We start from the raw sequence: 26,089 nt of genomic DNA on the forward strand, positions 1-26,089 counted from the left end.
CGGTATCCGCTGCGCCCGGGGCGGCTCCACGGGCGCACGCGCTACCTTCGGGAGAGGCGGTACGGGAGGAGCCTGGGCGTGGGGATCGAAAGCGACCACCTGGTCTACGAATATCTGAGCGCCGTCGGGGACTTGGCGCAACGCCGGCACCTCTCCTCCGGCGACCGGATGCGGCTCGTGGCGGGCCTGCGGGACGAGATCGACCGTCGGCGCGCCAAGTACGACCCGGAGACCCCCGCGGCCGTACGCCGCATCCTGGAGCGCATCGGCACGCCGGAGGAGGTCCTGGACACCCTCGGTACCCGGCAGGGCGCGGCGCCCGAGGCGGGCCCCGCCGAGCCGGTCCCTGCGGTGCCCGCCCAGCGCGCCCCGGGCCGGCTGCGCCTGCCCGGGGTCCCCCCGCCGCGGCCGACGCCGGAGCGGGAGCCGGAGAACGTACCGCCGCACCGGGCCGGGCTGGACGAGCTGGGCCCGTCCGGCGGCGCCGAGCCCGACTGGTGGCGGATGACGCCCGGCGCGTACGGGGGCGGTCCGCAGGTCGAGGGCTTCGCGGGCGGCATCGAGGTCCCCGACCTGTTCGAGGAGGGGCCGCAGGACGAGGACGCGGAGGACGGGGCGGCCCCGCCCGGGCCGCCGGACGGGCGTGCGCAGACCCTCGTGGGGTTCCTGCGCGAGCGGCGGCGGGCGAGGGCGGAAGCCGCCGCGAAGGCCGCCGGCGAGGCCGCCGGGAAGGCCGGGGCGCAGCCGGCGGCGGCTCCGGCCCGGCCGCGGCCCAACGCCTTCCTGCTCCTGGCCGCCGCGGTCCTCGTCGCCGGTGTGGTCAGCGGGCAGTGGCTGCTCCTCGTCATCGGCTGGCTCCTGCCGTACGCGTCCCGGGTGCTGCGCCCCGCCGAACGCAAGTGGGCCGTCTTCGGCCCCCCGGGCGTGGTCCTCGCCGGGGCCGCGGTGTGGCTGTGGGGCCGGACCAACGGGACCTGGGGCGAGACCCTGGCAGACGACCAGGTCGGCGGCGCGGTCCGCGGCATGGGGCCGTGGGTGCTGCGGGGCGCCGCGCTGGCGTCCGTGCTGTACCTGGTCTGGCGGGCCCGCCGCCGCTGAGGCAGCCGCCGCCGAGGCAGCCGCGGCCGGGCAGGGCGCGGGCGGCCGCCGGGCGGCGCGGCCCGAGCGCCGCCGCACCGGAAGGTTGCCCACGCGTTCCGGGGAGGTTCGCCCCGGCGTCCCCCGGGGTCCGCCCGCCTCGGCACAATGGGCCCCATGGACCTCACCGTCGGCTTCGACCTGGACATGACCCTCATCGACTCGCGACCGGGCATCCGGGCCGCATACCGGGCGCTGTCGGCCGAGACGGGCACGTACATCGACGCCGACGCCGCGGTCACCCGCCTGGGGCCCCCGCTGGACGAGGAGCTCGCGCACTGGTTCCCGCAGGCCCGTATTCCGGCCGTCGCGGACCGCTACCGGGAGATCTACCCGGACCACGCCATCGGGCCGACGCCGGCGATGCCCGGCGCCCGCGAGGCCGTCGCCGCGGTCCGGGCGCTGGGCGGCCGGGCGATCGTCGTCACCGCCAAGCACGAGCCCAACGCCCGCCTGCACCTCAAGCACCTCGGCATCGAGCCCGACGCGGTCATCGGCTGGCTGTGGGCGGAGGCCAAGGCGGGCGCGCTGCGCGAGCACGGCGCGCAGGTCTACGTCGGCGACCACATCGGCGACGTGCGCGGCGCCCGCGCGGCCGGTGCGCTGTCCGTGGCGGTGCCGACCGGGCCCTGCCCCGAGCCGGAACTGCGCGCGGCGGGCGCCGACGTGGTGCTGCCCGACCTCACCGCGCTGCCCGCGTGGCTCGCGCAGTACGTGGCCGCACAGCCCGTCTGACCGCTCGGCCCTCCGGCTCGGGCCGCCTCACCGCTCAGGCCTGGGAGGCCCGGGCCGCCTTGCGCTGCGCCGCCGCCGAGCGCAGCACGCCCGCGGCGGAGATCGCGAAGCCGACGCCCATCAGCATGCACACGGCCCACGCGTACGACGGGAACGGGTCGATGTCGAGGAACAGCGGAGCCATCGTGGCGAGGGTGGCGACGGCCCCGGCGATGAACACGATGCCGCCGGCCCTGACCAGTCCGTCGCCCGGCCGCGCTTCGTCTGAATGAGGAGTAACAGTCACCTCACCAGGGTAGTTCCCTGGCCGAAGCAGCCGACCGTGAAGGACCGGGGAACGTCTTGTCACCCGGCCCCCGACCATTAGCCTTGAGGTGGCGGGTCACACATGGCCCGCTGCGCTGTTGTCCGGAGCCGTTCGCGGCACTCCGGACCCCGACGAGCACAAGGACAGAGGACGGACGTGCCTACCGGCAAGGTCAAGTGGTTCAACAGTGAGAAGGGCTTCGGCTTTCTCTCCCGCGACGACGGCGGAGACGTCTTCGTCCACTCGTCGGTGCTCCCTGCCGGGGTCGATGCCCTCAAGCCCGGTCAGCGAGTCGAGTTCGGTGTCGTCGCCGGACAACGCGGTGACCAGGCACTTTCGGTGACCGTCCTCGACCCGGCGCCGTCCGTCGCCGCCGCCCAGCGCCGCAAGCCCGACGAGCTCGCCTCGATCGTGCAGGACCTCACCACCCTGCTGGAGAACATCACCCCGATGCTGGAGCGCGGCCGCTACCCCGACAAGGTGCACGGCACGAAGATCGCCGGCCTGCTGCGCGCGGTCGCCGACCAGCTCGACGTCTGACCCGCCCGGCGCACCCCGCGCCCCGCCCCCCGTACGAGGGCGGGGCGCGGTCGTGCCCGGCGCGGGAACCCCTACGGGAAGGCGAGCGCGCCCGGCGCGATGGCCGGTACCAGCCCCTCGGCCGCCGCCCGCGTCAGCAGCCCGCGCACCGCCGCGTAGCCGGAGTCGCCGAGGTCCGCCGTGAACTCGTTGACGTACAGCCCGATGTGCTGGTCGGCGACGGCCGGGTCCAGCTCCTGGGCGTGCGCGCGGACGTACGGGCGGGAGGCCCGCGGGTCGTCCCAGGCCATCCGGACCGAGGTGCGGGCCGACTCTGCCAGCTCGCGCAGCCGCTGCGCACCCAGCGAGCGCTTGGCGATGATCGCGCCGAGCGGGATCGGCAGGCCGGTCGTGGACTCCCAGTGCTCACCCATGTCGGCGAGGCAGTGCAGGCCGTAGTCCTGGTAGGTGAACCGGGCCTCGTGGATGACCAGTCCGGCGTCGACCCGGCCGTCGCGGACCGCCGGCATGATCTCGTGGAACGGCAGGACGACCACCTCGCCGACGCCCTCCGGCAGCACGTCGGCCGCCCACAGACGGAACAGCAGGTAGGCGGTGGAGCGTTCGCTCGGCACCGCCACCGTCTTCCCCGCCAGGTCCAGGCCCGGCTCCGCCGTCAGCACCAGCGGTCCGCAGCCGCGCCCGAGGGCCCCGCCGCACGGCAGCAGCGCGTACTCCTCCAGCACCCACGGCAGCACCGCGTACGACACCTTCAGCACATCCAGCTCGCCGCGCTCGGCCATGCCGTTGGTGATGTCGATGTCCGCGAAGGTGACGTCCAGGGCGGGTGCGCCGGGCACCCGTCCGTGCGCCCACGCGTCGAACACGAACGTGTCGTTCGGGCAGGGCGAGTAGGCGATCTTCAGCGGTTCACCGTCGACCACGGTGTTGCTCATGGCGTTCTCCCCAGTTCGCGAGTACGGGTCCCAGCACGCGGAAACCCTCGGCGAGCGCCGCCAGCGCGTCCCCGATCCGCCAGGCGGCGCGGTCGCGCGGCCCCACGGCGTTGGACACGGCGCGGACCTCCAGTACGGGCAGCCCGTGCGCGGCGGCGGCCTCCGCGACCCCGAAGCCCTCCATGGCCTCGGCACCGGCCATCGGGTGCCGGGCCGTGAGAGCGGCCGCGCCGTCGGCGGTCCCGGTCACGGTGGACACGGTCAGTACGGGCGCCAGCAGCGCTCCGGTCGCCTCGGCGGCCCGGGCGGCCAGCTCGGCGGGCGGCAGGTGCACGCTGCGCCCGAAGCCCAGTGCCGACACGTCGACGAAGCCCTCGGGGGTCTGCGCCCCCAGGTCGGCCGCGACGATCGCGTCGGCGACCACGAGGGAGCCGGGCGGGGCGGCGGGTGCGAACCCGCCGCCGATGCCGGCGCTGACGACTAGCCCGTAGTCGGTTCCGGCGAGGGCCAGCGCCGTGGCGGTGCCCGCGGCGGCGGCAGCCGGACCCACGCCGCCGACGAGCACGTCGAAGGCGATGCCCGGAAGGTCCCGACGGGTGATGAGGTACCCGCCGGGGAGCGTGCGCGGCTCAGGACCGGGACTGTCCGGATGGGGGGTCAGGCCGGTGAGGACGGAGTCCGACTCCGCCCCCACCGCCGTCACGACGAGCGCGCGCACCGGTGTCGTCCGGTTACTTGAGCTTGAGGTTGAAGGACCAGACGGCGAGCGGCTTGCCGTCCTCGCCGATCTGCAGGAAGGCGAGCTTCTTCGAGGTCGGGGCCTCGCCCTGGCCGCCCGTCGCGAAGACGTCGGCGTTCGGGAAGCTGCGGTACGTGCTCGACGAGGGCTCGGTGATCGGCTGGCCGTCGAGAACCGCCGACCAGCGCTTGCCGTCCTCGACGATCTCGGGCTCGACGCCGAGGCGCAGCGTCTCGCCGCGGCCGTACTTGATGGTCTTGGGGTTCTTGAGGTTCGTGAGGCACTCCTGGACCTCGTCCATGGAGAGCTCCTTGCCGTCGTTGTGGCAAGAGGCCTCGGCGGACACCGACGAGCTGCCGACCGTCACGGTCGCGAGCGGGGTCGGCTTGTCGCAGGCGGAGAGAAGGAGGAGGCCGGCGGACACGGCTCCGAGGGCCGCGACGCTGCGGCGGGCCCTACCCGAGAAAAGCGGTGCGGTCATGAGCCGAAGGCTATCGGGCCCTTGGGCTGCGCCGCTGCATGGGGTACCGCCGACCGGCGTGGCTCCCGCCGGTGGCTCCCGCGGGGGTGGCGGTGCGGTGCCGGGTGCGGCGCCGTTGCGGGGGCGCTGCCCCCGGGCCCCCGCGCCGCCGGCGGGGCTGGGATGGGCCGGCGGGGGCTGGAGTGGGCGGCGGGAGTCGGGGTCAGGCGACCTTGGGGCGGGACGGGCGTTGCCGGGGGTGGTGGTGGGGGGCCGACAGGGCACCGCGGACGGCCATCGTCGCGCCGAGCGCGACGATCGCGGCCGCCACCGCCATGCCCAGTACGCCGTTCAGCGGCAGGACGATGCCGATCGCCCCGCCCAGCACCCACGCCACCTGCAGAGCCGTCTCCGAACGGGCGAACGCCGAGGTCCGTACCGCCTCGGGCACGTCGCGCTGGATCATCGCGTCCAGCGACAACTTCGCCAGCGCCTGGCAGAACCCCGCCGTCGCGGCGAGCACGGCAACGAACACCCCGCTGTAGAACACCGCCGCCAGCACCGCCACGCCCAGCGTCACGCACAGCACCGACGCGACGATCACCTCCGGCGCCCGCGCCCGCAGCCACGCGCCCACCGCCGTACCGCAGGCGTTGCCCACGCCCGCCGACACCCCCACGATGCCCAGCGACACCGCCGCGCTCTGCCCCGCCAGCGGGTGCTCGCGCAGCAGGAAGGCCAGGAAGAAGATCAGGAACCCGGACAGCCCGCGCATCGCCGCGTTCGCCAGCAGCCCGCACAGCACGCTGCGGCTCACCGTCCGCAGACCCGGCCGCTTCGAGTGCGCCTCGTGCGTGGACAGCCGGGCGCGCCGCTCGCCCCTGGCCTCGTCCACCTTGTGCGGCAGCGTGAACGCCGCGAAGGCGCCGCCCAGGAAGATGACGCAGGCCCCGTACAGCGGCCACTGCGGCCCGATCGAGTTCAGTCCGGCGGCCACCGGCGCCGCCGCACCCGTGGCCAGCAGCCCGGCCAGCGTGACCCGGGAGTTCGCCTTGACGAGTGAGAATTTCGGTGGCAGCAGCCGGGGCACCACGGCACTGCGCACGACCCCGTACGACTTGGACGCCACCAGCACGCCCAGCGCCTCCGGATACAGCTGGAGACCCCCCGTCGCCACCACCGCCGACATCAGCAGCGCCAGCACCGCCCGCGCCAGCATCGCCGCCGCCATCGAGGCCCGCCGCCCGTGCGGGAGCCGGTCCAGCAGCGGACCGATCACCGGTGCCAGCACCGTGAACGGCGCCATCGTGATCGCCAGGTACAGGGCCACCCGGCCCCGTGCCTCGTCCGTGGGCACCGAGAAGAACACCGTCGAGGCGAGCGCCACCGTGATCATCATGTCGCCGGCGCCGTTGATCGCGTGCAGCTCGATCAGCTTGCCCAGACCCGATTCACCCGCCCCGTGCGCGTGCGTGGCCCGCCGGATCCCCTTGGCCGGACCGGTGATCGGACGGTGCAGGGCACGCCCGACAGCCCGGCCGGCCCGCCTGGCCGGTCCCGAGCCGTCGTCGGACGACCGTACGGGTGCCACACTCGACATAGTGCCCCACCCGGCCCCCGCGGGGCGCCTCCCGGCGCGTCGCGGAACCGGCGGCTTGTCCGCGAATCGGACCTTGCATGTGTGCCCAGGGCTTAAGAGGAGGTAGCGTGCGTAGCGCGCCACCGGCGGTTGCTCCTGGCCGCGCGCCTCTTCGTGATCCCGCAGAATGGATCGCAGTGAGGTGCGCCCGGAGTCCGATCGGGTGCGGACGTCGACGCGGCCCTCTGGTCCGCTCCGCCCGCGCCTCGTACGGACAGCACCACCGGGTCGTTGTGGACGACAGTACGGACGGCGCACACGTGAGACGGCGTAGGAGAGAACGAGACCAGTGAGTGCTGCGACGACGCGAAGCCGTACCCCGCGTACCCCCGACCGCCTCTGCGTCGAGGCGGTGGAACTCGCCCGCGCGGCCGCCGAAGAGGCAGCCTTCCCCGGTGTGGTGGGCGCACACGTCTCCGCGGTGGCGGAGGGCGACCGCGTCGTCACCCACTTCTTCGAGTCCAAGGAACCGGGATACCGCGGCTGGCGCTGGGCCGTCACCGTGGCCCGCGCCTCCCGCGCCAAGAACGTCACCCTCGACGAAACGGTGCTGCTCCCCGGCGACGACGCCCTGCTGGCCCCCGAGTGGGTGCCGTGGAGCGAGCGGCTGCGCCCCGGCGACATGGGCCCCGGTGACCTGCTGCCCACCGAGGCCGACGACCTGCGCCTGGAGCCGGGCTGGTCGGGCGAGGACGCCCCGCCGCCGAACTCCGTCGTCTCCACCGAGATGGCCGAACTGGTCGAGGCCGAGGACGCCGACGTCACCGACCGCGTGACGGTCCCCGCCCGCGGTTCCATCACCTCCGTCGCCGAGGAACTCGGCATGCGCCGGGCCCGCGTGCTCTCCCGGTACGGGCTGCACAGCGCGGCCGACCGCTGGGACGAGTCCTTCGGCGCGAAGACCCCGATGGCGCAGGCCGCACCCGCCTCCTGCGTCTCCTGCGGCTTCCTCGTCGCCGTGGGCGGCTCGCTGGGCCAGGCCTTCGGCGTCTGCGCGAACGAGTTCAGCCCGGCCGACGGTCGCCTGGTGTCGCTGTCCTACGGCTGCGGCGGCCACTCCGAGGCCGCGGTCATGCCGGCGCCGCTGCGCCCGGCGCCGCCGGTCCTGGACTCGATGGCCTCGGACGAGTTCGTCCTGCGGCCCGCCGCGGACACCGGCTCGGTCCCGGCCCCGGACGACCGGGCCGCGGACCTGGACCTCGGCCACTCGTAACCCGTACGGCCCTGCCGGCGGGGCGGCGGCCCCGCGCGTCAGTCCCGTGCGCGGCGGCGGAAGAGCCGCTTCGCACCGAACACCAGGACCAGGCCGCCCGCCAGGACCAGCGCGCCCTTGCCGAAGCTGCCCGTCGGCTCCGGTGAGGTCGCCGCGTCCGGCGGCGACCCCGGCTGCGGCGAGGCCGAACCGCCCGGCGAGGGAGCCCCGGCCGCGGGGACCGCGACCACCCGGCTGCTCGCGCCCTCCGAGCCGAACATCAGCGTGGAGCCGTCCGCGCTGTACGTCACCGACTCCGCCTGTCCCTGCCACGGCGCGTCCACCCGCTCCCCCTCGCCCTCCGGCCTGCCGTCCTTCCACGGGTACGTCCGCGCGGTGAAGTAGCCGCGCAGGGTCAGCCGGTTGCCGTCCGGGGAGAACGCCCCGTCCGTCACCCACGGGACGTCGGCGACCCGCCGGAAGACGTTGTCCGCGCCCGCCGACAGTTGCGCGGGCCCCTCGTACAGCCCGCCCCGGCTCTCGTCCTTGCTCGCGATGTAGACCCGGCCCGTCACCGGATGCACCATCAGGGACTCGGCGTTGCGCGGCCCGTCCTCGTACCGCACCGTGAACTGCGTTGCTCTGACGGTGACATCACCCAGTTGCCGCGGCTCCTGGAAGCGGTAGACCCACACGTGGTCCCAGGTGCCGCCCCGGTTGTCGCCGATGTCACCGACGTAGAGCTGCCCGTCCGGGCCCAGCGAGATCGCCTCGACGTCACGGGGCCTGCCGATGCCGGTCAGCGTCACCCGGGCCACGGTGGTGCCGGTGGCCGAGTCCACCGCGTAGACGTACGGGCCGTCGTCGCTGTCGTTGTGCGTCCAGTACACCCCCGGATGGAGCCTGCTGGCCGCCAGCCCGCTCGACTCCTTGATCCGCGGATCGGAGATGGTGAACGAGGACGCCCCCGGGGACTGCGCCGCGTACGCCGGGCCCGGCAGCACGACGAGGGCGGTGGCGGCGGCGAGGGCGGTGGCGGCGGCGGCCGCGAGGGCGGCGGCGGACGGCGGGGACGGGCGCATTCTCCCAGCCTGCCAGTACCTGCCGCGTGTCCGGCGTCACAGGTGTTTCCGCCGCGCGATCCGCGATGATGACCGGATGCGTTTCATGTTCGTCGGCGACTCCATGACCATCGGACGCGCCGGCGACTACACCTGGCGCTACCGGATGTGGCGGCACCTCGACTCCACCTTCGGCGGGCCCTACCGGATCGTCGGCCCGCGCTGCGAGGTCTACGACACCACCGCCGACGCCGCCGTCAGCCACGCGTACGCCGACCCGGGCTTCCCGGAGCACGCCCGCCGCCACCTCGCCGGCTGGGGCGAGGGCTGGCAGCACATGGCCCCCGTCATGCGCGAGACCGTCGCCGAGCACCGCCCGGACGTGCTCCTGGTCTCCCTCGGCCTGATCGACCTCGGCTTCTACACCGACGCCGAGCAGACCGCCGCCAACGTCCGCGGCTTCATCGCCGGCGCCCGCGAGGCCCGCCCCGCCATCCGCATGGTGCTGCTGCCCGTCATCCCGAACAGCCGGGCGGAGGAGGACGCCCCCTTCGCGGCCGAGGTGGACCGTTTCAACGACCTCCTCGCGAAGGCGGTCGCCGACCTCACCACGGACGCCTCGCCGATCCTGCTGGCCGCGCGCCCGGCCGCGTACGACATCCACCGGGACACCTACGACGGCACTCACCCGAACGCCTCCGGCGAGCACCGCCTGGCGGGCGAATTCGCCGCGGTCCTCCACCAGGCCTGGGGCCTCGGCGGCCCCTACCGCCCCGAGCACGACCCGTAACACGCCCTGTGCGCGGGGGTCTTGCTTTCCTTGGTTGTGCCAGCCGAGCGTGCTGCCGTGGCCGGCGATGGGCCACGGCAGCACGCAGCGCTACCCGATCACCAGGCGAAGGCCTCCGGGGACGGCCCCGGACCGGGGAAGATCTCGTCCAGCCCGGCCAGCACTTCCTCGCTCAGCTCGATTTCCAGCGCCCGCAGGGCGCTCTCCAGTTGCTCGGCGGTACGCGGGCCGACGATGGGGCCCGTCACCCCCGGCCGGGTGAGCAACCAGGCCAGCCCGACCTCGCCCGGCTCCAGGCCGTGCTTGTCGAGCAGGTCCTCGTACGCCTGCACCTGTGCGCGTACTGCGCTGTTCGCGAGGGCGTCCGCCGACCGCCCGGACACACGCCGACCGTCGACGGCCTCCTTTTTGATGACCCCGCCCAGCAGCCCGCCGTGCAGCGGGGACCACGGGATGACGCCGAGTCCGTACTCCTGTGCCGCCGGGATGACCTCCATCTCGGAGCGCCGCTCCGCGAGGTTGTAGAGGCACTGCTCGCTCACCAGGCCGACCATCCCGCGCCGGGCGGCAGTCTCGTTGGCCTGGGCGATCTTGTAGCCGGGGAAGTTTGAAGAGCCCGCGTAAAGGATCTTGCCCTGTTGGATGAGCACGTCCACGGCCTGCCAGATCTCCTCGAAGGGGGTCCGGCGGTCAATGTGGTGGAACTGGTAGAGGTCGATGTGGTCGGTCTGCAGCCGCTTGAGACTGGCTTCGACCGCCCGGCGGATGTTCAGAGCCGACAGCCGATCCTCGTTGGGCCAGGTGTCTCCCTCGCGCGACATCGAACCGTAGACCTTGGTGGCCAGCACCGTCTTCTCACGCCGGCCGCCGCCCTGCGCGAACCAGGTGCCGATGATCTCCTCGGTGCGACCCTTGTTCTCCCCCCATCCGTACACATTGGCGGTATCCACGAAGTTCAGGCCTGCGTCGAGGGCTGAGTCCAGGATGCCGTGGCTGGTCGGTTCATCTGTCTGAGGACCGAAGTTCATCGTGCCGAGGACGAGTCGGCTGACCTTGAGTCCGGTGCGTCCGAGCTGCGTGTACTTCATGGGACCCAAGCCAACTGCTTCGAGTGCACTTCAGGCAAGAGCGGCACGTGCCGCCGATGCGTTCGCAGCGTGCCGTGGCGAGGTGCCCACCTCAAGGGGAGGGAGCCCCACCGTCAGCTGTCGCTGTGCACGCTCGCCGTGTCGCGGACACGTCGCTCGAAGTCCATCGGGATGAGGACCTGCACACGGCCGCTCTCCTGCTGCCACATGCCGTCATGAGCTCCACGGGACGAGGCTCTTACAGCTGTGCAGGACGGGAGCTCCTCGGCGTGAATGACGGCCTTGATGCCAGCAGCCCGCAGTTCCCTGCCCTTCTCGTGCTGGGTCGACAGCTGCGCCCAACGTTCCCGGTAGGTCTCACCCGTCGGGATCTCGTCCCAACTGTCCGGCCGGGTCGGCTGCGCCATGAGCTGCTCGCGTTGCGCGTCCAGTCGTTTGTACGTTCTTTGGTACTCCTGTCTGCCCAGCTCACTGGAGTACAGGCCGGCTACGCGATCCTCCCGGAGTTCCGCCAGGGCGCGATTGGCCTCCTCGATGTCTCGCGTGAAGTCGACGCCCGGGCGGAAGACCCTTCGCACGATTTCGACATCGCCGGCCATGCGCAGGAAGATCTCCTCGACTGCGCCCTCCAGCACATGTGCTGCGATGCCTTTGTTGCCAGTGGGGCAGGGCTTGTGCGTGATGCGGGAGGCACAGCGGTAGTACGGCCAGCTCCGTCCCGGGCCGAGGTATGCGGGCTCCCCGCATGCGCAGAAGGCGACTCTGAGCATCGGGGAGCCGCCCTTCCTGCTACCACTGCGTTTGCTGGTGTTCTCGCTCAACCTCTGGTTGGCGAGGGCCCATTCCTCCTGCGAGATAAGCGGTTGTGCACGCTGCAGAGGGCGTCCTTCCAGGTCACGGACGAGGCGAGCCCGCTTCGTCCTCCGGCCGTTGATGACGACCTCCTCCGTCACCTCCATCTGGCCGAGTACGTTCAGGGAGCGCACCACTTTTGCCGTGTTCGCGGCAGTCCACCGACCTCCCTTGGGCGGCTTGCCGCTCCTGATCAGCTGCGCATCGAGCGACGACGGGGTCTTGCCAGGTTCCTCGTTGAGCCATCGTGCGATGCTGTTGGCCGACTCGCCCTCGATGATTCGACGGACGATCTCGCGCAGCGTCCCGGCGGTGTCCGTGCCATAGTCGTCCGGGACGAGCCGCCAACCCGCACCGTCGTCCCGCTTCTCGGCCCGGTAGCCGTAGGGAATCCTGCCCCCGCGCCATCGCCCCTCATTCACAAGATGCCTGTACGAGGACTTCGCCCGGGCCTTGATGGCTTCGAGTTCGCCTTCAGCGAAGCTAGCGATCAGGCTGAACAGCAGCTTGCCCATCGGGGTGCTCAGATTGATGCCGTCCTCAGCGGTGGCGACTTCCTTGCCATGCTTGTCGCACCACTCCAGGAGAGCGTGTACGTGGAGCACTCGTCGTGAAAGACGGTCGAGCTTCATCGCGCAAATGATGTCGTACGCGTCGGCACGAGACTGCTCCAGCGCGATCCGGTTCTCGATCGGGCTGACCTCTTTTCCGATCGTGGAGGGCAGCCACTCTCTGAATCCCGGACGTTTCCATGGTTCGACACCGCCCGATACGTCGACGTCTTCGGCCCAGCCGATGACCACGTGCCCGTTCCGGTCGGCCCATCGCCGAATAGAGAGGCGCTGGCGCTCAGGCGATGTGGTCTCGTCCGTGGCTCTGGACAGACGGACGACTCCCAGGACTCGTGACACTTGCTCTCCCACCCCATGCGGTGCCGGCGTGCGGCATCAAAAAGAATCGTTCGACGTGGCAAACGTGTACGGAAGAGGGAAGGACACGGGCGAGTCACTCGCCCTCGCGAGGAGCCCGTACGGGCGCAGGTGCAGGCGTACGAGGACCTGCTGGACAAGCACGGACTGGAGCCGGGCGAGGTCGGACTGGCGTGGCTGCTGACCCGCCCCGGGGTCACCGGGCCGATCGTGGGTCCGCGTACGCCGGAGCAGCTCGCCTCGGCACTGCGCGCCGTGGAGCTGGAACTGAGCCAGGAGGTGCTGGCCGGGCTGGACGAGATCTTCCCCGGCCCCGGGCCCTCGCCGGAGGCCTTCGCCTGGTAGGCGGCGGTCGTCCGCCGCGGCCGTCGTGGGGCTACTGGCCGACGGCGGCCGCCACGGCGACGACGAGGAACATCAGCACGAGCACACCGGCCATCACACGGTTTCTGGTCTTGGGATCCACCCGTCGAGCCTAACGCGGCAGCCCCCGCATCGTGGACGCAGGGGCTGTGCCGTGGTGGGTGGGCTGCCGGCCGTGGCCGGGCGGTCACTGCCAGCTCATGTCGCCGTTCTGGGCGGCGACCGGCGGCTTCACGGCGGTGAGCGGGGCGGCGGAGGCGACGGCGGGGGCACCGAGGACGAGGGCGAGGGCGACGACCGCGGCGGCCTTGGCGATGAGGGTGGTGTTCATGGTGTCCGGTGTCCCTTCGAGGTGCCCTGAGGCGTGACGGCGATGGCTTCCCGGTCGGTCCGGCGCCCCGCGGTGGCGCTGTCCCTTTCCGGTGAGACACAGCTAAGCCGCAGCTCAGCGGGGGGAGAAGGGGATTCGGCTGGCCCAAACCGTCCGTGGACGGATGAGGACAGGCGGCGGCGGTCAGCCGCTCCGCAGCTGCGGCACCGACATTGGCATCAGCGGGACGCCGACGTCGAGCAGCCGGGCGGGAGGCAGCGCCCGCGCGCCGAGCAGGCGGCGGCAGACGGACTCGGCGTGCCGCTCCGCCTCGGCGAGGGAGGCCGAGAGCAGGTAGAAACCGAGGGTGAAGTGCTCCGCGGACTGCGGATGCACGGCCAGGTGCTCCACCCGGTCCCGCGGGCGGAGCCCGGCCCGGGCCGTTTCGCGCAGGTCGACGGGCACTTCCGCCGGAGGAACCGTCCGCAGACGGGCGTGGACGAGGTACATGCCCCCACCGTCGCCCCTACCGGGCCGTGCGGGACACCGATGCGGCTGGCCGGTTGTGGCCGTGGACACATCTGGCCCGACGGTGCTTCTTTGAGATGATCTTCCCTATCGAAGTGCCAACGGGGTGGGGGGATACACATGTTGACCGAACTGGGCCTCGACGCGAGAGCCGAGGCCGTCTACCGGGCCATGCTCATGGAACCCGGATCGGGCGTGACCGCGCTCGCCGTCGCCGTGGGGATCGGCGAAGGTGACGTGCGCGAGGCGCTGGACCTGCTGAGCGAGCTGGCTCTGGTCCAGCCGTCGGCGAACGACAGCGGGCGGCTGCGGGCCGTCTCCCCGGACATAGGGATGGAGATCCTCATGGCCCGGGGCCAGGCGGAACTCGCCGCGCAGCAGCAGAGGCTGGAGGCGTCCCGGGCCGCCGCGGCGAGGCTGATCTCGGAGTACTCGGAGCTGCGCCCGGCCGCCAGCCACCCGGGGGTGGAACAGCTCATCGGCCTCGACGCGGTCCGCGACCGGCTGGTGGCGCTGACCCGTGAGACGAAGGAGGAGCTGCTGGCCTTCTCGCCGGACGCCACCCTGAGCGAGTCGGCGCTGGCCGCCTCCCGCCCCCTGAACCGGGCGCTCCTCGAACGCGGCGTGCGCATGCGCACCCTCTACCTGGACAGCGTGCGCAACAGCAGGCCCTCCGTCGAGCACGCCAACTGGCTGACGGAGCTGGGCGGTCAGGTCCGCACGGTGGCGACCCTGCCGACGCGCATGCTCATCGTCGACCGCAGGACGGCGCTGATCCCGGTGAGCGACGACTCCGCGGCGGGCGCGGTCGTCCTGACCGGGCACGGCATGCTGGTCGCCCTCTGCGCGCTCTTCGAGTCGACGTGGGCGGCGGCGCAGCCGCTGGCGGAGGTGGCGGTCCTGGGCCCGGACGGTCTGACGGCTCAACAGGCCGAAGCCGTGCGGCTGTTGGCGGAAGGGCATACCGACGACGCGATAGCCAAGCGGCTGGGCGTCTCCTCGCGCACGGCCCGGCGCATCGCCAACGACCTGATGGAACGGCTCGGCGCGCGCAGCCGTTTCGAGGCCGGCGTCCGCGCCGTCCAGGAAGGCTGGCTGCCGGCCCGCGCGTAGGGAGTGTCCGCAGGAAGCCGCCTGGCGGGACCACGAGAGTGGTCCGGCCAGGCGGCTTCTGCGTGTGCGGGGGAGTGGGGGTGCCGGGGGTGGGGGTGCGGGGGAGGGGCAGCGGGCGGAAGGAGGGGCCGGATCAGGCCATCGTGGCCAGGACCGGCCATGGCCCGTTCGGGCCAGTCGATCTCTCTTCCGCCCGGCCCGGGCAGCGGCGAATCTATTGCTTGTCACCGGGGCAGCCCCCCGGAGACGAGCACCGAAGGCCCTGAAAGCCCTTCAACGGACGCCACCGCGGGACGTCCTGGGGCGATGGGTTCACGCCATCAGATCATGTCGTTTCGGAAGGACGAAGCACCCCATGCGTACCGGAATCCTCAGGGCCACCGCGGTCGTCGCCCTCACCCTCGGCATCACCTCCGTCGCCCCCATGGCCTCCGCCCACGCCCCGGCCCACCCGGTGCCGGCGGTCGGAACGGCCGGGTCGGCGGGCACCGCCGGCGCCGGGCCGATCCAGGAGAGCGGCCGGCCGTAGCCACCGTCGCCGGCCGTAGCCACCGCCGTCGGCCGTAGCCACCACCGCACCACCGCACCACCCACACCACTCGCAGCCTCCGCACCACCGCGCGGGACCGCTGTGCCTGCAGGACAGCTGTCCGTCCGCCACGCCCCACACCTCAACACCGCATCCGTCGCACCCGCCGTACCGCCGGTCGAGCCCCCGCTCCCGGCCCCCAGACCTCCTGACCCGCCAGAACCGGAGCACAGCCATGTCCCGACACCTGCCCAGAACCCGCCACGCGGCCGTCGCCGCCCTGATCGCCGGCGCCGTCGCCGCCGGCACCGTGGTCGCCGTCGACTCCGCGGCGGTCGCCGCCCCGGCGGCCGTCACCGCCGAGCCCCCCGCGAACCCCGACTTCGGCAGCCCCGGCCAGGGCGAGGAGGAAGCGGTCGACGGAGAGTTCCGGGCCACGGCCTTCGCCGCGGCGACCACCACGACGATCACCCGCAGCTCGGTCATCGCCCGCGCCAAGAGCTGGGTCGGCATCGGCCTGGACTACAGCAGCGGCGGCCGTCACGGCGGATACCGCACGGACTGCTCGGGGTTCGTCTCGATGGCCTGGGACCTGGACTTCCAGCCGGCCACCAACTCCTTCGCCTCCCGCGGGGTGACCGAGTCCATCACCAAGTCGGAACTGAAGGCGGGCGACGCCCTCCTGGACGACGACGCCGGCTCCTCCGGGCACGTCGTCCTCTTCGAGAAGTGGGCCAACTCCGACCGCACGCAGTACTGGGGCTTCGACTTCACCCCCAGCGGTGTCCACCACCGCGTCTACGACTACCCGTACTACCCGGGTTACGGCCCCTACCAGCCCGTCCGCTACAAGAACATCGCCGACGACGTCACCGCCCCGCCGGCGCCCAAGCCCGGCATGACCGACCTCGTCGCGGCCAACATCAACGGCGACTCCGTGGACGACGTGGTCGGCGTCGAGGCCTCCACCGGCAAGCTGTGGCTCTACAAGGGCGCCTCCAACGGCACCATCGCCTCCGGCGGCAACCGCGTGGAGATAGGCAGCGGCGGCTGGAACGGCATGGCCAACCTGGCCGCCGGCGACTTCAACGGCGACCGCAAGGAGGACATCGTCGCGGTCGAGGAGGCCAGCGGGAAGCTGTACCTCTACCCGGGCACCGGAAGCGGCCTCTCCGCCCGCAAGGAGATCGGCTCGGGCGGCTGGAACGGCATGGCCGAGCTGATGGGCGGCGACTTCAACGGCGACGGCAAGGCGGACCTCGCCGGCGTCGAGAAGTCCACCGGCAAGCTGTGGCTCTACAAGGGCAACGGCGCCGGATCCGTCGGCGGCGGCAGCAGCCGCGTCATGATCGGCTCGGGCGGCTGGAACAGTCTGCACGACCTGGTCGGCATGGACATCAACAACGACGGCAGGACCGACGTCGTCGGCGCCGAGCAGGCCAGCGGCAAGCTCTACCTCTACACCAGCAACGGCACCGGCCTGAACTCCCGTACGGAGATCGGCTCCGGGGGCTGGAACGGCATGAACGACCTCATCGGCGGCGACTTCACCTCGAACGCGAACGACGACCTCGTCGGCGTCGAGAAGGCCACCGGAAAGCTCTACCTCTACCCGGGCACCGGCACGGGTCTGGGGGCGCGCAAGGAGATCGGCTCCGGCGGCTGGTAGCCCCACCGCCCACGGCATCTGCCCGCTCTTCTTCGCAACTCCCCTCCCTGACACCCTTTTTGGCACCCTCGTGCCGGTTTGGAAGCATTCCCATGTCTGTTGAGACCACCGCCACCTCCTTCTCCCGCCTGATGTCCCGCCGGGTCCGCATCGCCACCGGCCTGGTCTGCGCCACCGTCGCCGCCGTGGCCCTCTCCGCCGGCGGCGCGAACGCCGACGGCGGCCCGGAGGACCCGCACGGCGAGCTGCCCGTCCTGACCGCGGAGGACCTCGGGCTGCCCGAGGGCCCGCAGATGATGTCGGCCATGGCGGCCACCGCCGGCGACGACCGCCCCGACTTCCAGATGCCGTTCAAGTGCGGCGAGACCTGGCAGGGTGCCTCCCGCCCCAACCACAGCCCGTCCGCCAACGCGATCGACTGGACGCAGGGCGGCTCGACGCTCAACTCCCCCGTCGTGGCGAGCGCCGACGGCGTCGTGTCCAAGGTGAGGGACCTGGGCGGCACGAGCTACGGCAAGTACGTGGTCATCAACCACGGCGGCGGCTGGTCCACCGTCTACGCCCACCTCAACGGCTTCAACACCTCCACCGGTGCCACGGTCAAGGCCGGACAGCAGATCGGCATCGTCGGCAGCACCGGTGGGTCCACCGGCCCGCACCTCCACTTCGAGCAGCGCCACGACACCGTCGACCAGCGCGTCACGTTCAACGGCTCCCCCTTCGGCGGCTCCGACCGCTGGTCCAAGTCGCTGACCAGCAAGAACTGTGAGACCAAGGCTCCGGAGCCGAAGCCCGAGGGCCCCGGTGACGGGGGCGCCGGCTCCACCGGCATGGTCGACCTCGCCTCGGCCGACCTCAACGGCGACAACGTGGTGGACGTCGCGGCGGTGGAGGCGTCCACCGGCAAGCTGTGGCTCTACAAGGGTGCCTCCAACGGCACCATCGCCTCCGGCGGCAACCGCGTCCTGATCGGCTCGGGCGGCTGGAACGGCATGTCCAACCTGACCGGCGGCGACTTCACCGGCGACGGGAAGGACGACATCGTCGCGGTCGAGGAGTCCACCGGCAAGCTGTGGCTCTACAAGGGTGCCGACAACTCGACGATCGCGTCCGGCGGCAGCCGCGTCCTGATCGGTTCGGGCGGCTGGAACGGCATGTCCAACCTGACCGCCCTCAACCTCAACGGCGACAAGATCGCCGACCTGGCGGCCGTCGAGAAGTCCACCGGCAAGCTGTACCTCTACCCGGGCAACGGCACCGGCCTGAACGCCCGCAAGGAGATCGGCTCCGGCGGCTGGAACGGCATGTCGAACCTGACCGGCATGGACCTCAACAACAGCGGCCGCCAGGACCTGGTCGCGGTGGAGAAGTCCACGGGCAAGCTGTTCATGTACCCCGGTGACAAGGGCTACCTGAGCCCGCGCATCCTGATCGGCTCGGGCGGCTGGAACGGCATGTCCGACCTGATCGGCGGCGACCTGCTGAACTCGCAGCTCTCGGACGACCTGATCGCCGTCCAGAACTCCACCGGCAAGCTCTTCCTCTACCCGGGCACCGGCGCCGGCGGCCTCGGCGCCCGCAAGGAGATCGGTGTCGGCGGCTGGTAAACCCGCCGGTGACCAACTGGAGTGAAGACACGTGAGGCGGCCCGTCCCTGCAGGACGGGCCGCCTCACGGCGTTCCCGGTTCAGCCGGCCAGCGGCCAGGCGCGCACGGTCTCGTAACGCGGCTGCTCGCCCGGCACCCCGCCCACGGGCAGGTTGCTGCGGACCAGGCTCAGCGCGTCCACCTGCCAGGCCGTGCCCTCGAAGTCCGCCAGCGCGTCCAGGTACGGCCGCAGCGGCGGTCCGGCGTGGTGGCGGCTGCGGGCCAGTGTGAGGTGCGGGGTGTACCGGCGGTGCTGCTCCATGGGGACCCCGGCCCGCCGCGCGGCGGCGTCGGCCCGGTCGGCGAGGAGGCGCATCGCGTCGAGCTCCCCCGCGGCGCCGGCCCACAGGGCCCGGTCGCCGAAGTGCCCGCAGCCGTGCAGGCGCAGCGTGAACGGCGCCGTACGGCGGGCCGCCCGCTCCAGGCGGTCGTACAGGTCGGGCAGCACGTCCTCGCGCACCTCGCCCATGAAGGCGAGCGTGAAGTGCCAGCCCGCTTCGGCGGTCCAGGTCAGCCGGTCGTCGCGGACCGGCCGTACGGCTTCCCGGAGCGCGGCGACGGCCTCCTCGGGCGGCAGGACGGCTGCGAACAGTCTCATGCGAGGAGCGTATAGGGGTGCGGCGCCGCTGCCGGGGCTCCTGTCCCCGGACCCGCGCACCGCGAACGCCGGCGGGGCCGAGACGGCCCGGCGGGGTCCGGGCGGAGCCCCGTGAGGCGCCGGACCCCGCCGGAGGCGACGGGCTCAGGCCACCGTCACCAGTTCACGGCGGCGCGGAACGGCCGGGACGAAGGCCACCCCGTGCCGGCCGACGCGCAGCCGGAGGTTGCCGACGCGTGCCAGGACCACCGCGACGCCGATCGACGCGGCCAGGGAGATCAGCGCGCCCGAGGCCATGCCGATGCGCGCGCCGTAGGTGTCCGTGATCCAGCCCAGCAGTGGGGCGCCCAGCGGGGTGCCGCCGGTGAAGACCATCATGAAGAGGGCCATGACCCGCCCCCGCATCTCGGGGTCGGTGGCCATCTGCACGCTGGAGTTGGCGGTGACGTTCACCGTCAGACCGAAGACGCCGATCGGTACGAGCAGTGCGGCGAACAGCCAGAAGCCGGGGGCGAAGGCCGTCACGAGCAGCAGGACGGAGAACAGTGCGGCCGCGGCCACCAGCAGCCGCAGCCGGGAGTGTCCGCGCCGGGCCGCGAGCAGGGCGCCCGCGAGGGAGCCGGCCGCGATCAGGGTGTTGAAGAGTCCGTAGGTGCCCGCGTCGCCGTGGAAGACGTCGCTCACGAACGCCGACAGCCAGATCGGGAAGTTGAACCCGAAGGTCCCGATGAAGCCGACGAGTACGATCGGCCAGACCAGCTCGGGCCGGCCGGCGACGTAGCGCAGTCCTTCGCGCAGCTGGCCCTTGGCACGGGGCCGGGGCGCGACCGGGTGCAGCTCCTTCGTCCGCATCATCAGCAGGCCGGCGATGGGCGCGGCGAAGGACAGTCCGTTCAGCAGGAACGCCCAGCCGGAGCCGACGGCGGTGATCAGTACGCCGGCGATCGCCGGTCCGACCAGACGCGCGGACTGGAAGTTGGCCGAGTTGAGGCTGACGGCGTTGGCGACCTGGTCCTTGCCGACCATCTCGGGAACGAGGGTCTGGCGGGCCGGGTTGTCCACGACGGTGATCAGGCCGAGGAGGAACGCCGCGAGGTAGACGTGCCAGACCTGGACGTGTCCGGCGAGGGTGAGGGCGGCGAGCGCGATGCCGGTCAGGCCCATGGCGCTCTGGGTGGCGAGGAGCAGGGGCCGCTTGGGCAGCCGGTCGGCGAGTACGCCTCCGTAGAGGCCGAACACCAGCATCGGCAGGAACTGCAGGGCGATGGTGATGCCGACGGCGGAGGCGGAGCCGGTCAGGGAGAGGACCAGCCAGTCCTGGGCGATGCGCTGCATCCAGGTGCCCGTGTTGGAGACGACCTGGCCGGTGGCGAAGAGCCGGTAGTTGCGGATCTTCAGCGAGCTGAACATCGAGTTCCTGCTCGCGGGTGCCGCGGGTGCCGCGGGTGCCGCGGGTGCGGCGGTTCGCGCGGCGGTCGTGGGGGTGGATATGTGGCCGGGTGCGGAATCTGCTCCGTTTCCCGTACTCAAAAGCGTTCGCCTCCTGGCGTCGTTCCTTACAGGTGCGCGAGCTTCTCCAGGACGGGTGCGGCCGCGCGTAGCTTGGCCCATTCGTCCTCGGTCAGCTCTGCCGCGAGCCCGGCCAGGAAGGCGTTGCGCTTGCGGCGGCTCTCTTCGAGCATCGCTTCGGCCTCCTCCGTCTGGCGGACCACCTTCTGGCGGCGGTCGTCGGGGTGCGGTTCCAGCGTGACCAGTCCCTTGGCCTCCAGCAACGCGACGATGCGCGTCATGGACGGCGGCTGGACGTGCTCCCGCCGCGCCAGTTCACCGGGTGTGGCCTGGCCGCAGCGGGCGAGGGTGCCGAGGACCGACATCTCGGTCGGGCTCAGCGACTCGTCGACGCGCTGGTGCTTCAGGCGCCGCCCCAGCCGCATGACGGCGGAGCGGAGGTCGTTCACGGCGGCAGCATCGTAGCCATGGGAGAGGTCAGGCATGTATTTAGAATAACTCATTACTCTCGCTAAAGAACACCGGGTTTCCCGCTCATGCGCCCGGTATGTGCCACGTCACTCGTACGGGTGAGTGGTCGGCCGAAAGTGACCCGCGCGCGCACCCTGTGCCCCGACTCTTTCGCCATGGGGACACATGTGCTGAGCATGCGCATAGACGGGGAGCTCCTCGACAGGCTCCGGATCCATGCCGCCAAACGCGGAATGAGCGTCCAGGACTATGTGGTCCGGACGCTCATTCGCGACGACTTCGACGAGCGCTTCAAGGCGGCCGTCGACGAGACGGAGAAGTTCTACGGGCTGACGTGAGCCCGTCCCGCGCGCCGCGGGGCGTGCGGCTAACCGAGGCCCAGCGCGGGCATCGCGTAGTAGAAGACGAACACCGCCGACACGACGTACATGGCGGTCGGGACCTCACGGCCCCGGCCGGTCGCCAGGCGCAGCACGCTGAAGGCGATGAAGCCGATGCCGATGCCGTTGGTGATCGAGTAGGTGAAGGGCATCATCACCATGGCCAGGAAGGCCGGGACGGCGATGGTGAAGTCGCTCCAGTCGATGTCCCTGACCGACCCCGCCAGGATCAGGAAGCCCACCGCGACCAGCGCGGGCGTGGCGGCCTGCGACGGGACCATGGTGGCCAGCGGGGTGAGGAACAGCGCCACGGTGAAGAGGCCGCCCGTCACGACGTTCGCCAGGCCCGTACGGGCACCCTCGCCGACCCCGGCCGTGGACTCCACGAAGCAGGTCGTGGCCGAGGAGGAGGTCGCGCCGCCCGAGGCGACGGCGAGGCCGTCGACGAAGAGCACGCGGTTGATGCCGGGGAACTCGCCGGTCCTCTTGTCGATCAGCTTGGCCTCGTCGCCGACGCCCAGGATCGTGCCCATGGCGTCGAAGAAGCAGGACAGCAACACCGTGAAGACGAAGAGGATGCCGGTGAGCACCCCGACCTTCCCGAAGCCCCCGAACAGGCTGACCTGGCCGACGAGCCCGAAGTCCGGCGAGGCGACCGGGTTGCCCGGCCAGGCCGGAACGGTCAGGCCCCAGCCGGAGTCGGGCAGGTCGGCGACGAGCTGGACGACGACCGCGACGAGGGTCATGGCCACGATGGAGATCAGGATCGCGCCGGGGACCTTGCGGATCAGCAGGGCGAGGGTGAGCAGCGTGCCGATCGCGAAGATCAGGACGGGCCAGCCGTGCAGGTGGCCGTCGCTGCCGAGCTGGAGCGGGACCGTGGTGTGCGCGGCGTCCGGGATGCGGGAGACGAAACCGGAGTCGACCAGGCCGATCAGCATGATGAACAGGCCGATACCGATGGCGATGCCCTTGCGCAGGCCCAGCGGGACGGCGTTCATGACGCGCTCCCGCAGCCCGGTGGCGACCAGCAGCATCACGACGAAGCCCGCCAGGACCACCATGCCCATCGCGTCGGGCCAGCTCATGCGCGGGGCGAGCTGGAGGGCCACGACGGTGTTGACGCCCAGGCCGGCGGCGAGCGCGATGGGGACGTTGCCGATGACGCCCATGAGGAGCGTGGTGAAGGCGGCCGTCAGGACGGTGGCCGTCACGAGCTGGCCGCTGTCGAGCTGGTGGCCGTACATGTCCTTCGCGCTGCCCAGGATGATCGGGTTCAGCACGATGATGTACGCCATGGCGAAGAAGGTCGCGAAACCGCCGCGGACCTCGCGGGCGACGGTCGAGCCGCGCTCGGAGATCTTGAAATAGCGGTCCAGCCCGCCGGAGGGCTCCCGAGGGGAAGGCTCCGGAGCGGCGGGTGCGGGGGCGGGGGCCGGGGTGCTCATACGGTCCTCATTGGTGGTTCATACGACGAAAATGGGCCGCGCCCAAACCGTTTCAGTATGAACACATGAGAGAAGGGCCGTCCATCTCCGCGCGTAGACAGCGCGGCCCGTGGCGGGCCCGGCCGGAGGGGGCCGGACGGCCTCCCCCATAGACTTGCGGCATGGCGAAATGGATTGCGAAGCACGAGGCGCCCGAGCCCCTGGAGGGCCCCGTCGTCGCGACGGTCACGGGCGGCACGATCCTGTGGTTCGTCCTCTTCGTGGTCCAGCTCCCCTTCTACGGATGGTTCGCCGACCGCGGCCAGCTGTGGTGGGTCTGGACCTGTGCGGCCGGCGGCTTCCTCGGCCTGATCGGCATCTGGTACGTCCGCGGCCGCGAGGCGGCGCTGAAGCGCCATGCCGAGGCCGCTGCGCAGGCTCGGCAGGAGCCGGGCGGAGCGGCAGCCTGACGGGGCCCGCGGCCGGGCAGCTTTTCCCGGGCGGTGGATTCGCTCGGCCTGCGGGGTCACCCCGGAGTGTCCCCGGCCCCGCGGCGGGGTCGACCGGTCGCGGGGGCGGCCTCGGCTCCTCCTCGGGGACGATTCGGGTCATCCCGAGGTCGCGTCTTCGGGCTTCTCGGCGGGTGAAGCCATACAACCCCGCTTACCGTCGAAACCATGACGGAGCGGGCGAGGACGGACCATGACGGCCGGGAGCCGGGCGGCGGCCCCGGGACGGCCATCGACGCCGGGGCGGAACTCGACCCGGTGCACCCCGTGCGGCCACCGGCGCCCCGGTTCAAGCCGGGCGGACTGACCACCGCCGAGGTCGCCGAACGCGTCGCCCGCGGCGACGTCAACGACGTCCCCGTCCGCTCCTCGCGCTCCACCGCCGACATCGTCCGCGGCAACGTCTTCACCCGCTTCAACGCGATCATCGGCGTCCTGTGGGTGGTCATGCTCGCCGTCGCGCCGATCCAGGACAGCCTGTTCGGCTTCGTGATCATCGCGAACACCGGCATCGGCATCATCCAGGAGCTGCGCGCCAAGAAGACCCTCGACGGCCTCGCCGTCATCGGCGAGGCCAAACCCAGCGTGCGCCGCGACGGCCGGACCGCGGAGATCTCCACTTCCGAGATCGTCCTCGGCGACGTCATCGAACTCGGCCCCGGCGACAAGGTCGTCGTCGACGGGTCCGTCGGCGAGGCCGACGGCCTGGAGATCGACGAGTCGCTGCTCACCGGCGAGGCCGACCCCGTCCTGAAGAAGCCCGGCGACCTGGTCATGTCCGGCTCCTTCGTGGTCGCCGGCGGCGGCGCGTTCACCGCCACCAAGGTCGGACGCGAGGCCTACGCCGCCCAGTTGGCCGAAGAGGCCTCCCGCTTCACGCTCGTCCACTCCGAACTGCGTTCCGGTATCTCCACCATCCTCAAGTACGTCACGTGGATGATGATCCCGACCTCCATCGGCCTGATCATCAGCCAGCTCGTCGTCAAGGAGAACAACCTCGACGACGCCATCGCCCGGACCGTCGGCGGGATCGTGCCGATGATCCCCGAGGGGCTCGTCCTCCTCACCTCCGTCGCCTTCGCGATCGGCGTCATCCGCCTCGGCCGCAAGCAGTGCCTCGTGCAGGAGCTGCCCGCCATCGAGGGCCTCGCCCGCGTCGACGTCGTCTGCCTCGACAAGACCGGCACGCTCACCGAGGGCGGTATGGACGTCACCGAGCTCCGCCCGCTCGGCGGCGCGGAACCGGCGTACGTCAAGAAGGTGCTCGGCGCGCTCGGCGAGTCCGACCCGCGCCCCAACGCCAGCCTCCAGGCGATCATCGACGCCTACCCCGACAGCGCCGAGTGGCGGTGCACGGAGTCCCTGCCCTTCTCCTCCGCCCGCAAGTACAGCGGCGCCAGCTTCAGCGAGGGCGACGGCGAGAACAACACCTGGCTGCTCGGCGCCCCCGACGTCCTGCTGCCCGCAGGCGACCCCGCCCTCGACGAGATCAACGACCTCAACGAACAGGGCCTGCGCGTCCTGCTGCTCGCCCGCTCCGCCCGCGAACTGGACGACGAGGCCGTCGCCACCGGGGTCCGGCCGACCGCCCTGGTCGTCCTGGAGCAGCGGCTGCGCCCCGACGCCGCCGACACCCTGCGCTACTTCGAGGACCAGAACGTCAGGGCGAAGGTCATCTCCGGCGACAACGCGGTCTCCGTCGGGGCGGTGGCCGGCAAGCTGGGCCTGCCCGGCGCGCAGAACACCGTGGACGCCCGCAAGCTGCCCGCCGAGCAGGACGAGATGGCCGAGGTCCTCGACGGCAACTCCGTCTTCGGACGCGTGACCCCGCAGCAGAAGCGGGACATGGTCGGCGCCCTGCAGTCCCGGGGCCACACCGTCGCCATGACCGGCGACGGCGTCAACGACGTGCTCGCCCTCAAGGACGCCGACATCGGGGTCTCGATGGGCTCGGGCTCGGAGGCCACCCGGGCCGTCGCGCAGATCGTCCTGCTCAACAACAGCTTCTCCACGCTGCCGTCCGTGGTCGCCGAGGGCCGCCGGGTCATCGGCAACATCACGCGCGTGGCGACCCTCTTCCTCACGAAGACGGTCTACTCGGTGCTGCTGGCCATCCTGGTGGTGTGCTCGCAGGTCGAGTACCCGTTCCTGCCGCGCCACCTGACGCTGCTGTCCACCCTCACCATCGGCATCCCGGCGTTCTTCCTGGCGCTGGCCCCGAACAAGGAGCGCGCGAAGCCGCACTTCGTGAAACGGGTGATGCGGTACGCCATCCCCGGCGGTGTGATCGCGGCGACGGCCACCTTCGTCACCTATCTGATCGCCCGCCACCACTACACGGGCCCGGACGCCCTGCCCGCGGAGGCCAGCGCCGCGACGCTGACGCTCTTCCTGACCTCGATGTGGGTCCTGGCGATCATCGCGCGCCCGTACACGTGGTGGCGCCTGGCCCTCGTGGCGGCGATGGGCGGGGCGTTCCTGGTCGTCCTGATCGTGCCGTGGCTCCAGGACTTCTTCCAGCTCAAGCTGGTCGGAGCCACCGTGCCGTGGACGGCGGTGGCGGTCGCGGCGGCCGCCGCGACCCTCATCGAGTTCACCTTCCGCTGGGTGGACCGCAAGTTCCCCGCCTGAC

Annotated in this window: 26 protein-coding genes and 1 pseudogene; 13 read left to right on the forward strand and 14 right to left on the reverse strand. The window is 71.9% G+C overall.

The annotated features are described in order from the left end of the window. The first annotated feature begins 78 nt into the window (after positions 1 to 78). Both AC2RP6_RS22260 and AC2RP6_RS22265 read left to right on the forward strand, forming a co-directional pair. The gene (locus AC2RP6_RS22260; protein ID WP_486447769.1) at positions 79 to 1,098 is read left to right on the forward strand and encodes a hypothetical protein; all 1,020 of its coding nucleotides are present in this window, start codon (positions 79 to 81) and stop codon (positions 1,096 to 1,098) included. Between the two features lie 156 nt (positions 1,099 to 1,254). Then, on the forward strand, positions 1,255 to 1,872 hold the full coding sequence (locus AC2RP6_RS22265) for an HAD family hydrolase (protein WP_486447770.1): 618 nt from the start codon (positions 1,255 to 1,257) through the stop codon (positions 1,870 to 1,872). 34 nt (positions 1,873 to 1,906) lie between these two features. Here the strand turns inward: AC2RP6_RS22265 and AC2RP6_RS22270 are convergent, their stop codons facing one another. Beyond that, positions 1,907 to 2,158, reverse strand: a complete 252-nt coding sequence (locus tag AC2RP6_RS22270; protein WP_486447771.1) for a hypothetical protein — start codon at positions 2,156 to 2,158, stop codon at positions 1,907 to 1,909. A gap of 177 nt (positions 2,159 to 2,335) precedes the next feature. On the opposite strand from AC2RP6_RS22270, the gene AC2RP6_RS22275 reads away from it, so the two are divergent. Continuing rightward, entirely contained in the window at positions 2,336 to 2,719 is a 384-nt protein-coding gene (locus tag AC2RP6_RS22275) for a cold-shock protein (RefSeq protein WP_030012939.1), read from the forward strand. 71 nt (positions 2,720 to 2,790) lie between these two features. Here the strand turns inward: AC2RP6_RS22275 and AC2RP6_RS22280 are convergent, their stop codons facing one another. The 4 genes from AC2RP6_RS22280 to AC2RP6_RS22295 all read right to left on the reverse strand — a co-directional run bounded on the left by AC2RP6_RS22280 (position 2,791) and on the right by AC2RP6_RS22295 (position 6,453). Continuing rightward, positions 2,791 to 3,654: a 1,4-dihydroxy-6-naphtoate synthase gene (locus AC2RP6_RS22280; protein ID WP_486447772.1), complete on the reverse strand. Its 864-nt coding sequence runs from the start codon at positions 3,652 to 3,654 to the stop codon at positions 2,791 to 2,793. Then, positions 3,629 to 4,372 (reverse strand): futalosine hydrolase, encoded by a 744-nt coding sequence (locus tag AC2RP6_RS22285; RefSeq protein ID WP_486447773.1) that lies wholly within the window; start codon positions 4,370 to 4,372, stop codon positions 3,629 to 3,631. Before AC2RP6_RS22285 ends, AC2RP6_RS22280 begins: the two co-directional genes overlap by 26 nt. Before the next feature lie 13 nt (positions 4,373 to 4,385). After that, positions 4,386 to 4,874 (reverse strand): DUF2771 domain-containing protein, encoded by a 489-nt coding sequence (locus AC2RP6_RS22290; protein ID WP_486447774.1) that lies wholly within the window; start codon positions 4,872 to 4,874, stop codon positions 4,386 to 4,388. A gap of 202 nt (positions 4,875 to 5,076) precedes the next feature. Continuing rightward, positions 5,077 to 6,453, reverse strand: coding sequence for an MFS transporter (locus AC2RP6_RS22295; RefSeq protein ID WP_486447775.1), 1,377 nt, complete (start codon positions 6,451 to 6,453; stop codon positions 5,077 to 5,079). Positions 6,454 to 6,781: 328 nt separating this feature from the next. Between AC2RP6_RS22295 and AC2RP6_RS22300 the strand changes: the two genes are divergently transcribed. Then, positions 6,782 to 7,705 (forward strand): DUF3027 domain-containing protein, encoded by a 924-nt coding sequence (locus AC2RP6_RS22300; RefSeq protein ID WP_486447776.1) that lies wholly within the window; start codon positions 6,782 to 6,784, stop codon positions 7,703 to 7,705. Between the two features lie 38 nt (positions 7,706 to 7,743). Here the strand turns inward: AC2RP6_RS22300 and AC2RP6_RS22305 are convergent, their stop codons facing one another. Next, positions 7,744 to 8,766 (reverse strand): WD40 repeat domain-containing protein, encoded by a 1,023-nt coding sequence (locus AC2RP6_RS22305; RefSeq protein ID WP_486447777.1) that lies wholly within the window; start codon positions 8,764 to 8,766, stop codon positions 7,744 to 7,746. A 76-nt stretch (positions 8,767 to 8,842) separates the two neighbouring features. On the opposite strand from AC2RP6_RS22305, the gene AC2RP6_RS22310 reads away from it, so the two are divergent. Continuing rightward, positions 8,843 to 9,535 carry a GDSL-type esterase/lipase family protein gene (locus AC2RP6_RS22310; RefSeq protein WP_486447778.1) on the forward strand — a complete coding sequence of 231 codons (693 nt, stop codon included), beginning with the start codon at positions 8,843 to 8,845 and terminating at the stop codon, positions 9,533 to 9,535. Between the two features lie 98 nt (positions 9,536 to 9,633). Here AC2RP6_RS22310 and AC2RP6_RS22315 read toward each other — a convergent pair whose 3' ends face one another. Together AC2RP6_RS22315 and AC2RP6_RS22320 are read right to left on the reverse strand one after the other, a co-directional pair. Beyond that, positions 9,634 to 10,623 carry an aldo/keto reductase gene (locus AC2RP6_RS22315; RefSeq protein WP_486447779.1) on the reverse strand — a complete coding sequence of 330 codons (990 nt, stop codon included), beginning with the start codon at positions 10,621 to 10,623 and terminating at the stop codon, positions 9,634 to 9,636. A gap of 113 nt (positions 10,624 to 10,736) precedes the next feature. Then, positions 10,737 to 12,398 (reverse strand): recombinase family protein, encoded by a 1,662-nt coding sequence (locus AC2RP6_RS22320; RefSeq protein WP_486447780.1) that lies wholly within the window; start codon positions 12,396 to 12,398, stop codon positions 10,737 to 10,739. A gap of 102 nt (positions 12,399 to 12,500) precedes the next feature. Between AC2RP6_RS22320 and AC2RP6_RS22325 the strand changes: the two are divergent. Continuing rightward, positions 12,501 to 12,749: pseudogene (locus AC2RP6_RS22325) on the forward strand (aldo/keto reductase); the annotation flags it as partial. A 205-nt stretch (positions 12,750 to 12,954) separates the two neighbouring features. Here AC2RP6_RS22325 and AC2RP6_RS22330 read toward each other — a convergent pair. After that, the gene (locus AC2RP6_RS22330; RefSeq protein WP_486447781.1) at positions 12,955 to 13,098 is read right to left on the reverse strand and encodes a hypothetical protein; all 144 of its coding nucleotides are present in this window, start codon (positions 13,096 to 13,098) and stop codon (positions 12,955 to 12,957) included. Between the two features lie 183 nt (positions 13,099 to 13,281). Then, positions 13,282 to 13,587 carry a hypothetical protein gene (locus AC2RP6_RS22335; protein WP_486447782.1) on the reverse strand — a complete coding sequence of 102 codons (306 nt, stop codon included), beginning with the start codon at positions 13,585 to 13,587 and terminating at the stop codon, positions 13,282 to 13,284. Between the two features lie 138 nt (positions 13,588 to 13,725). Between AC2RP6_RS22335 and AC2RP6_RS22340 the strand changes: the two genes are divergently transcribed. From AC2RP6_RS22340 to AC2RP6_RS22355, 4 genes are all read left to right on the forward strand, one after another. Continuing rightward, positions 13,726 to 14,718 (forward strand): helix-turn-helix domain-containing protein, encoded by a 993-nt coding sequence (locus AC2RP6_RS22340; protein WP_486447783.1) that lies wholly within the window; start codon positions 13,726 to 13,728, stop codon positions 14,716 to 14,718. 355 nt (positions 14,719 to 15,073) lie between these two features. Further along, positions 15,074 to 15,247, forward strand: coding sequence for a hypothetical protein (locus AC2RP6_RS22345; protein WP_486447784.1), 174 nt, complete (start codon positions 15,074 to 15,076; stop codon positions 15,245 to 15,247). 235 nt (positions 15,248 to 15,482) lie between these two features. Then, a complete protein-coding gene (locus tag AC2RP6_RS22350; RefSeq protein ID WP_486447785.1) occupies positions 15,483 to 16,916 on the forward strand; it encodes a C40 family peptidase in 1,434 nt (477 codons plus the stop codon). Positions 16,917 to 17,008: 92 nt separating this feature from the next. Further along, positions 17,009 to 18,523, forward strand: coding sequence for a peptidoglycan DD-metalloendopeptidase family protein (locus AC2RP6_RS22355; RefSeq protein ID WP_486447786.1), 1,515 nt, complete (start codon positions 17,009 to 17,011; stop codon positions 18,521 to 18,523). A gap of 80 nt (positions 18,524 to 18,603) precedes the next feature. Here AC2RP6_RS22355 and thpR read toward each other — a convergent pair whose 3' ends face one another. The 3 genes from thpR to AC2RP6_RS22370 all read right to left on the reverse strand — a co-directional run bounded on the left by thpR (position 18,604) and on the right by AC2RP6_RS22370 (position 21,155). Continuing rightward, positions 18,604 to 19,161 (reverse strand): RNA 2',3'-cyclic phosphodiesterase, encoded by a 558-nt coding sequence (gene thpR, locus AC2RP6_RS22360; RefSeq protein WP_486447787.1) that lies wholly within the window; start codon positions 19,159 to 19,161, stop codon positions 18,604 to 18,606. Between the two features lie 144 nt (positions 19,162 to 19,305). Beyond that, positions 19,306 to 20,691 carry an MFS transporter gene (locus AC2RP6_RS22365; protein WP_486447788.1) on the reverse strand — a complete coding sequence of 462 codons (1,386 nt, stop codon included), beginning with the start codon at positions 20,689 to 20,691 and terminating at the stop codon, positions 19,306 to 19,308. A 26-nt stretch (positions 20,692 to 20,717) separates the two neighbouring features. Beyond that, on the reverse strand, positions 20,718 to 21,155 hold the full coding sequence (locus AC2RP6_RS22370; RefSeq protein WP_486447789.1) for a MarR family winged helix-turn-helix transcriptional regulator: 438 nt from the start codon (positions 21,153 to 21,155) through the stop codon (positions 20,718 to 20,720). Positions 21,156 to 21,296: 141 nt separating this feature from the next. On the opposite strand from AC2RP6_RS22370, the gene AC2RP6_RS22375 reads away from it, so the two are divergent. Beyond that, positions 21,297 to 21,479: a hypothetical protein gene (locus AC2RP6_RS22375; protein ID WP_030010567.1), complete on the forward strand. Its 183-nt coding sequence runs from the start codon at positions 21,297 to 21,299 to the stop codon at positions 21,477 to 21,479. A 29-nt stretch (positions 21,480 to 21,508) separates the two neighbouring features. Here AC2RP6_RS22375 and AC2RP6_RS22380 read toward each other — a convergent pair whose 3' ends face one another. Then, on the reverse strand, positions 21,509 to 22,969 hold the full coding sequence (locus tag AC2RP6_RS22380; RefSeq protein ID WP_486447790.1) for an NCS2 family permease: 1,461 nt from the start codon (positions 22,967 to 22,969) through the stop codon (positions 21,509 to 21,511). 161 nt (positions 22,970 to 23,130) lie between these two features. Here AC2RP6_RS22380 and AC2RP6_RS22385 point away from each other — a divergent pair, with 161 nt between their 5' ends. After that, positions 23,131 to 23,418 (forward strand): DUF2530 domain-containing protein, encoded by a 288-nt coding sequence (locus AC2RP6_RS22385; protein WP_486447791.1) that lies wholly within the window; start codon positions 23,131 to 23,133, stop codon positions 23,416 to 23,418. A gap of 207 nt (positions 23,419 to 23,625) precedes the next feature. After that, entirely contained in the window at positions 23,626 to 26,088 is a 2,463-nt protein-coding gene (locus tag AC2RP6_RS22390; protein ID WP_486447792.1) for a cation-translocating P-type ATPase, read from the forward strand. The last annotated feature ends 1 nt before the right edge of the window (position 26,089 follow it).

Source organism: Streptomyces sp. WAC03905, from assembly GCF_057371075.1.

Coding starts and splice junctions, on each gene's coding strand:
- AC2RP6_RS22310 (WP_486447778.1), top strand. CDS start 8,843: ATGCGTTTCATGTTCGTCGGCGACTCCATGACCATCGGACGCGCCGGC.
- AC2RP6_RS22280 (WP_486447772.1), bottom strand. CDS start 3,654: ATGAGCAACACCGTGGTCGACGGTGAACCGCTGAAGATCGCCTACTCG.
- AC2RP6_RS22370 (WP_486447789.1), bottom strand. CDS start 21,155: ATGCCTGACCTCTCCCATGGCTACGATGCTGCCGCCGTGAACGACCTC.
- AC2RP6_RS22390 (WP_486447792.1), top strand. CDS start 23,626: ATGACGGAGCGGGCGAGGACGGACCATGACGGCCGGGAGCCGGGCGGC.
- AC2RP6_RS22290 (WP_486447774.1), bottom strand. CDS start 4,874: ATGACCGCACCGCTTTTCTCGGGTAGGGCCCGCCGCAGCGTCGCGGCC.
- AC2RP6_RS22355 (WP_486447786.1), top strand. CDS start 17,009: ATGTCTGTTGAGACCACCGCCACCTCCTTCTCCCGCCTGATGTCCCGC.
- AC2RP6_RS22295 (WP_486447775.1), bottom strand. CDS start 6,453: ATGTCGAGTGTGGCACCCGTACGGTCGTCCGACGACGGCTCGGGACCG.
- AC2RP6_RS22385 (WP_486447791.1), top strand. CDS start 23,131: ATGGCGAAATGGATTGCGAAGCACGAGGCGCCCGAGCCCCTGGAGGGC.
- AC2RP6_RS22350 (WP_486447785.1), top strand. CDS start 15,483: ATGTCCCGACACCTGCCCAGAACCCGCCACGCGGCCGTCGCCGCCCTG.
- AC2RP6_RS22315 (WP_486447779.1), bottom strand. CDS start 10,623: ATGAAGTACACGCAGCTCGGACGCACCGGACTCAAGGTCAGCCGACTC.
- AC2RP6_RS22335 (WP_486447782.1), bottom strand. CDS start 13,587: ATGTACCTCGTCCACGCCCGTCTGCGGACGGTTCCTCCGGCGGAAGTG.
- AC2RP6_RS22345 (WP_486447784.1), top strand. CDS start 15,074: ATGCGTACCGGAATCCTCAGGGCCACCGCGGTCGTCGCCCTCACCCTC.
- AC2RP6_RS22340 (WP_486447783.1), top strand. CDS start 13,726: ATGTTGACCGAACTGGGCCTCGACGCGAGAGCCGAGGCCGTCTACCGG.
- AC2RP6_RS22305 (WP_486447777.1), bottom strand. CDS start 8,766: ATGCGCCCGTCCCCGCCGTCCGCCGCCGCCCTCGCGGCCGCCGCCGCC.
- AC2RP6_RS22380 (WP_486447790.1), bottom strand. CDS start 22,969: ATGAGCACCCCGGCCCCCGCCCCCGCACCCGCCGCTCCGGAGCCTTCC.
- AC2RP6_RS22375 (WP_030010567.1), top strand. CDS start 21,297: ATGGGGACACATGTGCTGAGCATGCGCATAGACGGGGAGCTCCTCGAC.
- AC2RP6_RS22265 (WP_486447770.1), top strand. CDS start 1,255: ATGGACCTCACCGTCGGCTTCGACCTGGACATGACCCTCATCGACTCG.
- thpR (WP_486447787.1), bottom strand. CDS start 19,161: ATGAGACTGTTCGCAGCCGTCCTGCCGCCCGAGGAGGCCGTCGCCGCG.
- AC2RP6_RS22330 (WP_486447781.1), bottom strand. CDS start 13,098: ATGAACACCACCCTCATCGCCAAGGCCGCCGCGGTCGTCGCCCTCGCC.